Origin of the sequence: Plesiocystis pacifica SIR-1 (assembly GCF_000170895.1) — a bacterium.
GTDB classification, from domain to species: Bacteria; Myxococcota_A; Polyangia; order Nannocystales; family Nannocystaceae; genus Plesiocystis; species Plesiocystis pacifica.
Genome location: NZ_ABCS01000013.1, coordinates 139,329 through 148,350, shown reverse-complemented (window position 1 = coordinate 148,350; position 9,022 = coordinate 139,329). Strand labels below are relative to the sequence as shown.

Genomic DNA, 9,022 nt, shown 5'->3' with positions numbered 1-9,022 from the left:
GACCCCCTTGCCCCGTGCCCGCTCTCCGCCGGAGACGAGACCCCTCGCCAAACCCAAAGAGAGCCCCAAATACGCGAGCTCAACCCGGCGGATTGACCACCAGGTTCAACCCCTGCCCGGTCATGTCCGAGTACGTATAAGGCGCCACCAGCCCCGTCACCGTCCCCACGATGATCTTGAAGTCAGGGTCCAGCTTCCACGCCGTACCCACGGCCTGATCGACCACCCAGATGTACCCATCCCGATCCACGCTCGTCCCCACGGGGTTCGAACACCCCGGCAGCTCGATCGCGTCGTCGATCAACATGTCATTGAGCGCGTCAGCCAGCGCCAGGCGGCAGGGGCTGTTGCCCGCCACCCAGGCCCGCCCGTCGCGGTCGATGACCATCCCGCGGTAGCGCCCAGTCACCCCGCCGACGTCCGTCCACATCGCCGTGTCCGGATCAAAGCGGTAGATGTGATCGCTCGCGCCGGCCTCGTAAGTCGCGATCCACGGGTGCCCGTTCTCGTCCACCGCCACGCCGTAGGCCTGGCTCCCGGGCACGTTGTAGGTGCTCACCGCGAGGGTGACCGAGTCGACCATCGAGAGGGTCCGCCCCGCCCGGTCGCTGACCCAAAAGTCGCCGTCGGCGTTGACCGCCCCGCCGTAGACGAAGCCCCCCGAGGGGACGTTGACCGTATCGAGCACGGCCCCGGTCTCGCCCTCGAGGCGCACGACCTTGAGCGGGTTGCTGCCGTAGGCCACCCACAGCCGCGGGTTGGGCACGGTGTTGGTGCAGGTGACCGGGTCGACCACGCCGCCCTCCCAGGCCACCGCCCGGGTCCCGTTGCCCTCGGTCCCCACGTCCACGGTCCACAGCACGCACTCGTCGGTGCCGTAGGGCAGGATGTCGCCGGGGCCCGACGAGGTGGTGATCATCCCGTCCATGTTCTTGTCGACGCAGCGCTCGGGCACGGCCGCGACCTTGGTGACCCGCGGGTAAAAGCGGTGCCCCGCCGCGACGTCGCCGAACTGGTTGACCGAGGTCCGCGAGGGCTGCTGGCCGGCGTTGTCGGTGACGAAGTAGCGCCCCTCCTCGACGGTGCTGACCGTGTCGATCTTCGACACGGTGCCCTGGGTCGAGTTGGCGATCCAGATGTACGAGAAGTCGTTCTCGAAGTTGCCCCCGCCGCCACCCTCGCCGCAGTCGGGCGCGTCGGGGATGGGCGCCAGATCCAGCTTGATGCCGCTGGACTCGTTGCCGTCGCCGCCCGTGCTCGAGCCCGTGCTCCCGGTGTCGCCGGTGCTCTCGCCCGCCTCGGTCCCCGTGCTCGAGGCCTCGTCGCCGATGCCCTCGTCCATGCCGTCGTCGCCGAAGGTCTCCTCGGTGCGCCCGCCCGAGTCTCCGCAGCCTGCAGCGCACAGCGCCAGGGTCGAGAGGGTCACGGGGAGAAGAGAAGCGCGCGAGAAAGCAGACATGACGACACCCATGCTCGAGAAAATTAGCGAAGCGCGCCCCAAGAGCGCGCTTCATGCATAGATCGAACGCGAGCAAATTCCCAGGACCGTCCACGTCCACGACTCAGCCAATCCCGCACGTTCTACCGGGCCTCCACCGGGGGCCAGGTCGTGCGGTGTGCTCCCTCGTGGGAGTCGCAGCCGTCCTTGGATCAGCCGGGTGGATTGACGACCAGGTTGAGGCCCTGGCCCGTCATGTCCGAGTAGGTGTAGGGGTCGATGAGGCCGGTGACCATGCCGACGACGATCTTGAAGTCGGGGTCCAGCTTCCACGCAACCGAGGCGCCGCGGTCGACGATCCAGATGTAGCCGTCCCGATCGACGCTGGTGCCCACGGGGTCCTGGCAGCCCGGCAGCGCGATGCCGTCGTCGAGCACGCTGTCGGTGAGGGCGTCGACGAGGGTCAGGCGGCAGGGGCTGTTGCCCGCGACCCAGGCCCGGCCCTCGCGGTCGACGACCATCCCGCGGTAGCGGCCCTGGCCGCCGCCCGCGTCGACCCACATCGTCGTGTCCGGGTTGAAGCGGTAGATGCGGTCGCTCCCCCCGCCCTCGTAGGTGGCGATCCACGGGTGCCCGTTCTCGTCCATGCCGACGCCGTAGGCCTGGCTGCCGGGCACGCTGTAGGTGCTCACCGCGAGGGTGTCCGAGTCGACCACCGAGAGGGTCCGGCCGGTCCGGTCGCTGACCCAAAAGTCGCCGTCGGCGTTGACCGCCCCGCCGTAGACGAAGCCCCCGGAGGGGATGTTGACGGTGTCGAGCACCGCCCCGCTCTCGCCGTCGAGGCGCACGGCCTTGAGCGGGTTGCTGCCGTAGGCCACCCACACGCGAGGGTTGGGCACGGTGTTGGTGCAGGTGACCGGGTCGATGACGCCGCCCTCCCAGGCGACCGCCCGGGTCCCGTTGCCCTCGGTGCCGACGTCGACGGTCCACAGCACGCACTCGTCCGTGCCGTAGGGCAGGATGTCACCGGGGCCCGTCGAGGTCTGGATCACCCCGTCCATGTTCTTGTCGACGCAGCGCTCGGGGATGGCCGCGACCTTGGTGACCCGCGGGTAAAAGCGGTGCCCCGCCGCGACGTCGCCGTACTGGTTGACCGAGGTCCGCGAGGGCTGCTGGCCGGCGCTGTCGGTGACGAGATAGCGGCCCTCCTCGACGGTGCTGACCGTGTCGATCTTGGAGATGGTCCCCTGGGTCGAGTTGGCGATCCAGATGTAGGAGAAGCTCTCGTCGAACACGCCGCCGCCGCCACCATCGCCGCAGCCCGGCGCGTCGGGGATGGGCGCCAGGTCCAGCTTGATGCCGCTGGACTCGTTGCCGTCGCCGCCGTCGCTCGTGTCGCCTCCGCCGGTCCCGCCCGTGGTCTCGCCGGCCTCGTCCCCAGCGCTCATCTCCCCGGCCTCGTCGCCGAGGCCCTCCTCTTCGCCGTCAAAGGTCCCGCCCCGTCCGCTGCCATCTCCACAGGCGAGAGCGAGGGCAGGCAGGGTGGCGAGGACGACGAGGCGGATGTGAGAGGACATGAGTTAGACTCCTACTTTGTGTTCCGATGTGGGTGTACTACGATGGCAGGGTTTTGGGTAGGGCAAAATTGCCGATATTCGCAGGTACAGCGCACACTACGGCCAAAGAACAGCGCGAACGACGGCGACTGGTCTAAAGATCGGCGCTCGAATTCGAGCCTTCGACGCCCGGCCTGGACGGCCCTGATCCGAGGGACAGGCCATCCCAGGGCTGCTCGTCGACCAGGCTCGCAATCTCGACCTCGCCCGCCTCGACCAGGCCCGTCGCCGCGTCGACGATGCGCCACTTTTGGCGCCGACCCCCGAGGGCCTGGGGCTCGAGGAAGATGCAGCGCAGCTCGCCCTCGGCGAAGCCACACTGGGCCTGCACGGCGCGCAGCAGCTGCTCGTTGTGCAGGTGGCCCTCGCCAAAGTTCCAGCCCAGCGCCATGCCCCCGACGAGCTCGCCCTCGACGATGAAGTAGTCCTCGACCTCGGCCTCGCCCACGGCCCGCGGGATCAGCCGTGCGAACGCGCGGCCGTGCAGGTGCATGAAGCGAAACGCGAGGCTCTTGGCGTAGAGGCCCACGAACACCTCGCGCGCGTAAAAGGGCGCGAGCTGGTCCTCGAGCCACCCCGCGCTCTTGGTCAACGCCTCGAGCTCGTCGAGCTTGTCTCCGCGAAACAGCCACAACCCCACCGGCCAATTGCCCGCGTAGTAGCGCATGGCCAGGAGGAACGAAACCCGGTCGGGGAAGAGGTTTCCAACCAGTGGCACAGCGATCACGCTGCTGATCAAAAATGCGATCAGCGCAGGATCGAGGCCAGCGAAGGGCGCGACCTCGGGGTGCCCCGCGAACAACACGAGCCCGCCGTAGACCACGACCACGTTCCACTCGAGGGGCACGCCCATGGGCACGTTGCTGGTGATGTAGCCGTGCAGGTAGAGCATCCCGACGATGCCCGCGAGCCACACCCAATGCGGCGCGGCGTGACCAAGAGCCAGCAGCAGCGGGACGCCGAGCTCGATCGCCGTGCCCGCGTGGGCCAGCACGACGCTGAGCGTCGAGGGCCGCAGGTCATCGGGGAAGGCCCGGTAGAGCCGGCGGCGCAGGCCCGGGAAGGGCATGGTCGGGTTGTTGCTGGCCATCACGCACACCACGCTGGGGAAGTGATGGTTGAGCTTCGAGACGCCGGCCCAAAACCACAGCGCGAGGGCCACGACCTTGGTCGAGGCGATCCAGCCCGAGCCCGAGTCGGCGTCGATGCCGGTCCACGCCAGGCACGCGAGCATCACCCAAAAGTGCTCGGCGCGGGCGGCCAGGAACAGGGTCTTGTCGAGGACACCCAGGGCCGGGACGAGGGCGAGGAGCAGCCACAGCTGCCACGGCGCGGCCCCGGGCCACAGCATCGTCCAGCCCAGCGCGGCGAGGGCCCCCGCGTAGAGGCCCACGTCCAGCCACGAGCGCCGCGCCTCGCCGATGATCGGCGCGCCCTCGAACACCGGCAGCTTGATCGTGCCGGGGCGTAGAAAATAGAGCGCGCCGCCCACGGGCGGCAGGTAGCGCCCGGTCAGCGGCCCGCTCCCGCAGCCGAGGCCGAGGATCTCGAAGGTCAGGCTCCAGACCAGCGCCTGCTGCAGCGCCAGCGGCTCGGCCCACCAGTCCAGCAGCTCCCCCGGCGCGCCCAGGCCCGGCGTCCGCCAGCACAGCAGGAACCACACCCCGACGTAGGCGGCGATCTTGAGGGCGTAGGCGGCGAAGATGAACGCGGGCGCGCCGAAGCCCTGCTCGGCCCAGGCCTGGCACGCCATGCGCACCCGCTCGGCGAGGGGCTTTCGCTCCCACTCGAGGGGGTCGAAGGGCGGGGGCTCGGGGTCGAACAGGCGCAAGGCCCTGAGTGTGCGACCGGTCCAGGGCTCCGTCGAGTCGAAAGCCTCTTCTCGGCGTGCGCGAGGCGTTTGCGGGGTCGTCGACCTGACGCAAACGAGGCCCGGGTCACGCGACCCGGACCTCCGGCTCCAGCTCCGGCCCCGGCTCCGGGGCTCGGCTCAAGCCTCGGGCTCTTCGCTCTCGTCGGTGAGCGCCGTCTTCACGGCCACCGCCCCGAACACGGCCGCCGCGGCCATCATCCCTTGGTTGCTCGTCTCGTCCGCAGCGCAGCCGCAGCCCTCGTCGGAGCTCGAGTCGTCGGCGCCCGCGTCCCCGGTGCCGTCGCCGGTGGTGTCGTCGCCGATCTCGTCCTCGCTACCATCGCCGCCGTCGGTGCCCGACTCGTCGCCGCTCGTGCCCTCGTCCTCGGTCATGCCGCCGTCGGCCGTCTCGTCGCCGGTGTCCTCCTCGCCGCTGCCCCCCTCGCCGAAGGGCCCCGTGACCACGAGGGTCAGGCCCTGCTCTTGGATGTTGACGAACAGCGCCCGGCCGTCGGGCGAGAAGCACACGCCGGCGAACTCGCTGTCGCTGAGGGCGTTGCGCGCGAAGTCGCAGACCTCGCCCTGCTCGGTGACCCAGCGGATGTACTGCTCGCCGTCGCCGTCCTCGGCGATGAACAGCTCGCCCCAGGGCGCGACGGTGATGTTGTCGGGGCCGTCGAGGACGTTGAAGTCCTCGGACTGCACGACCAGCTCGAGGGTCGGGCTGTCACCGTCGATGAGCCGGAAGATCTGGCCGCCAAAGATGGGCCCGCCGCTGGTCGAGGCGATGTAGACCTGACCCTCGAAGAACCAGATGCCCTCGCCGCGGACGATGTAGGCCGCGCCCTTGCCGTGGGCCTCGTCGCGCACGGTGTCCTCGTCGGGGTCGGGCTCGTCGATGTCGACCCACTCGATGTCGAGGACGTCGCCGACGCTCATGCCCGAGGTCTGGAACTCGTCTTGGCCCACGACCTTGAGGGCCTGGAGCGTGCCGACGAAGGGCTCGGCCATGGCGTCGGGGACGAAGCGGTAGAGCGCCGAGTCGGCGCGGTCCTCGGTGAGGTAGGCGTAGTTGTTGGACGGATCGATGGCGACGGCTTCGTGGTTGTAGCGGCCGTAGCCCTCGACGATCTGCGGAGCCTGGACGGTCTCGGCGTCGATCGGGCACACGAAGGTGTAGCCGTGGCGGATGCCCTCGTTGATCTCGACGGTCTCCTCGCACGACAGCCACCCCCAGGGGCTGGGGCCGCCGGCGCAGTTGCGGATCGAGCCGACCAGCACGAGGTTGGAGGAGATGCGCTCGAAGGTGTTGGCGTCCATGACCACCCGGGTCACGCCCCCCTCGCCGCCGGGATCGTAGGCCTCGGGCGGCGGGGTCTGGTCCCCGGTGTAGGGGCCGCCGCTGATCCCGTTCTCATGGTTGCGCATGAGAATGATCGTGTCGTCCGGGCCCTCGAAGCACGCCATGCCGTCGGGACGCTCGGGCACGACGTAGCCGTCGTCCATGGGGTCGCCCTCGGTCTCGAGGATCGAATAGGAGAAGCCCTCGGGCAGGTCGAGGATGCCGTCGGGATCCTCGATCAGCGCCCCCCAACGTCCGCGAGCCGCAGCTTTGCGCTGGCTCGAGAGGGTTGCGAGGGACAGGGCGAGGGTGGTCGCGCCACCGCTGATCAAGAATTTGCGACGTCCGAAGCTCATGGGCGCACTCTCTGTGGCCCGTGGGCCGCTCGCAATGCAATTCCAGTTACAACAGCGAGACGAGCCAGCGTCAAGGTCCCGCGCCGAGCCAAAAACCAAGTAGAGGGCAGGAATTACTCCGCCGCGAGACCCGTGCCGGCGGCGCAGTCGATGCGCCGCCCCTCGACGAGCCAGCGGTGGATGGCCTCGGCGCACCACTTGGGGTCGTCGAGGGTGAGGTCATGACCGCCGCTGGGGTGCACGGCGAGGTCGGCCCCCAAAGCCACGGTCAGCGCCCGCGAGCAGCTCGGATCGACCATCTGATCGGCCGCCGAGTTGAGCACCAGCACGGGCGCCGCGAGGGGCTTGACCTTCACCCGAAAGCGCGCGGCGGACACGGCCTGGCGCAAGACGTTGGCCCGGCGGATCGGTCGCAGGCGGTGGAACTCGGCGTGCTGCTCGGCGAGCTCGCGGTCGGCTCCGTGGCCCGTGGTCGTCAGCTCGAGGATCGCCCGCTCGCGCGCGACCGGGTCGCGCGCGCCGATGCTGCGCAGGGTCTCGACCATCGCCCGGGGGCGCATGCGCTGCCACGGCGGGCACAGGCCCCCGGCGCTGGTATTGATCGCGGCGAGCCCGAGGATCGCGTCGCTCGGCCAGCTGCGCAGCCACTCGAGGCAGACCATCGCGCCCAGGGAGATCGCGATCAGGACCACGGGCTGCTCGCTCGCCGCCCAGACCTGCTCGCGCAGGTAGGCCGCCGACTCCCGCGTGGTCAGCGGGCTGCGCTCCCGCCAGCGCTCGCCGTTGCCGGGCAAGTCGACACGCTCGACGCGTGCGCCGGGGAAGCGCGTGCGCAGGCCTTCGTCGAAGTCGTGCCAGTGCGCGGCCTCCCGGGCGAGACCACGCACCAGGATGAAGCGGGGCCCCGCGCGCATGGAGACGGTCATGCGGGGAAACCATACACGACGCGGCACGACCCGTACCCAGCTCGAAAGACAGAGCGTGCAGAGAACGCACCCCGAAGCTGCGAAGCTGGCCCCGGTTGATCCCCCGCATGGGAGTGACCCCGCCCTCAACCCACCAAAGCCAACGCCGCGCCGGTCTCCGCTGCGCGCTGGCGTACGCTGGGCTCCTCGCGGTGAGCTGCGCCACCTCGCCCATGCCACCCATCGCGCGGATGATGTCTGCCGCCGACGAGCGCCCGCGCGCGCATCCGCCTCGACTTGCGGACGCTTCGCAACCATCGGGACGGGCTACGAGTCCGAGTTCGTGCCGTGGACCGACGGCCTGGCGGCGACCTGCTCGGTATTCACCGGCGGCGCCCTAGCCCCGGGTGAACCACAGCCGAAAGGCCTCGGACTCGAGGCGCTGGCGCTCCCGCGCGTCGAAGCCCGTCCAGGTCGGCGAGCCAGCCACCGCGCGCATGAGGAATTCGATGAGCGGCAGGTGCCGCCGCAAGGTCCGGCGCAGGCGGTGGGGGCGGATCGGGTTGAAGCCGCCGAGCACGTCGAAGAGCTGGCGCGGGTTCTTCTTGACCCACAGCCACGAGCCGAGCTCGAGGGTCAGGGGCATGAAGGGCCCGGGGTAGGCGGGGACCCGGGGCACGCTGTGGGCCTGGCTCGCCCGCGCCGAGCGTTCGAGCTCCGTGGGCCGATCCCACAGCCGCCCGCCGCCGTGCTCGTCGTAGAGGTGGTCCCACAGGTCGCCCTGCACGGTGTAGTTCCGCGACACCGGCTCCATCACGTAGACGTGGTTGGGCAGGGTGTCGTCGAGCAGGCGCTCGAGGGCGTAGGCCTCGGCCAGCGAGGGGAAGGGGCGGCGGGTATAGGCGTAGGGGAACCACAAGCGATCGACGGTCCCGAAGCCCGAGTGCACGTCGAGGGCGATGGACGCCCGCGCCGGGAACACCCACTCGCGGATGAACTCGCACAGCGCCTGCGCCTCGATCTCCATCTGCCCCGGCACGCCCTGGTAGTAGGGCAAGCGCGGGCTCAGGCGATGGCCGCCGACCAGCGGCGTGCCCGAGGCGTCGGGGTGCGGCGGGGCGTTGCGCATCAGGTCGACGCCGTTGCCGTTGCTGCGCCGCCGCAGCCACAGCCCCACGGGGTTGACCAGGGGAAGGAAGACCAGGCGCAGATCGTCGAGGGCTGCGTTGAGGATGCGGTCCCAGCTCAGGAACTGGGCGATGGTCCGCATGCCGGCGAGCACGACCCGGGTCCCGATGCGCTCGAGACCGTGGACGCCGCCGACGAGGGCGAGGGTGGGTGCGTCAGGACGCGTAGCTCCAACGACGACCCCGACTATCGGGAACTCGATGCCGCTGTGACGCACGGTAGCGAGGACGTGGGTTTCGGCCCGGTCCCCGAACAGAGCCAGGACCTCGTTGAGGTCGGCGAGCTCCGGGAGCTCGCGGACAGCCTCGGCGAAGGCTCCCATGGG

6 protein-coding genes are annotated in these 9,022 nt (G+C 70.0%); all 6 read right to left on the bottom strand.

Features of this window, described 5'->3' with window-relative positions:
- Nucleotides 1–79 precede the first annotated feature (79 nt).
- The 6 genes from PPSIR1_RS09200 to PPSIR1_RS09175 all read right to left on the bottom strand — a co-directional run bounded on the left by PPSIR1_RS09200 (nt 80) and on the right by PPSIR1_RS09175 (nt 9,019).
- Complete coding sequence (locus PPSIR1_RS09200) at nt 80–1,426, bottom strand: Vgb family protein (RefSeq protein WP_006970758.1); 1,347 nt, start codon at nt 1,424–1,426, stop codon at nt 80–82.
- A 224-nt stretch (nt 1,427–1,650) separates the two neighbouring features.
- Nucleotides 1,651–3,015, bottom strand: a complete 1,365-nt coding sequence (locus PPSIR1_RS09195) for a Vgb family protein (RefSeq protein ID WP_006970757.1) — start codon at nt 3,013–3,015, stop codon at nt 1,651–1,653.
- A 133-nt stretch (nt 3,016–3,148) separates the two neighbouring features.
- A complete protein-coding gene (locus tag PPSIR1_RS09190; protein WP_006970756.1) occupies nt 3,149–4,885 on the bottom strand; it encodes a DUF3556 domain-containing protein in 1,737 nt (578 codons plus the stop codon).
- Nucleotides 4,886–5,044: 159 nt separating this feature from the next.
- On the bottom strand, nt 5,045–6,604 hold the full coding sequence (locus PPSIR1_RS09185; protein WP_006970755.1) for an alkaline phosphatase PhoX: 1,560 nt from the start codon (nt 6,602–6,604) through the stop codon (nt 5,045–5,047).
- Between the two features lie 113 nt (nt 6,605–6,717).
- A complete protein-coding gene (locus tag PPSIR1_RS09180) occupies nt 6,718–7,530 on the bottom strand; it encodes an alpha/beta fold hydrolase (RefSeq protein WP_006970754.1) in 813 nt (270 codons plus the stop codon).
- Between the two features lie 376 nt (nt 7,531–7,906).
- Nucleotides 7,907–9,019, bottom strand: a complete 1,113-nt coding sequence (locus PPSIR1_RS09175; protein WP_006970753.1) for a M14 family zinc carboxypeptidase — start codon at nt 9,017–9,019, stop codon at nt 7,907–7,909.
- Between the last annotated feature and the right edge of the window lie 3 nt (nt 9,020–9,022).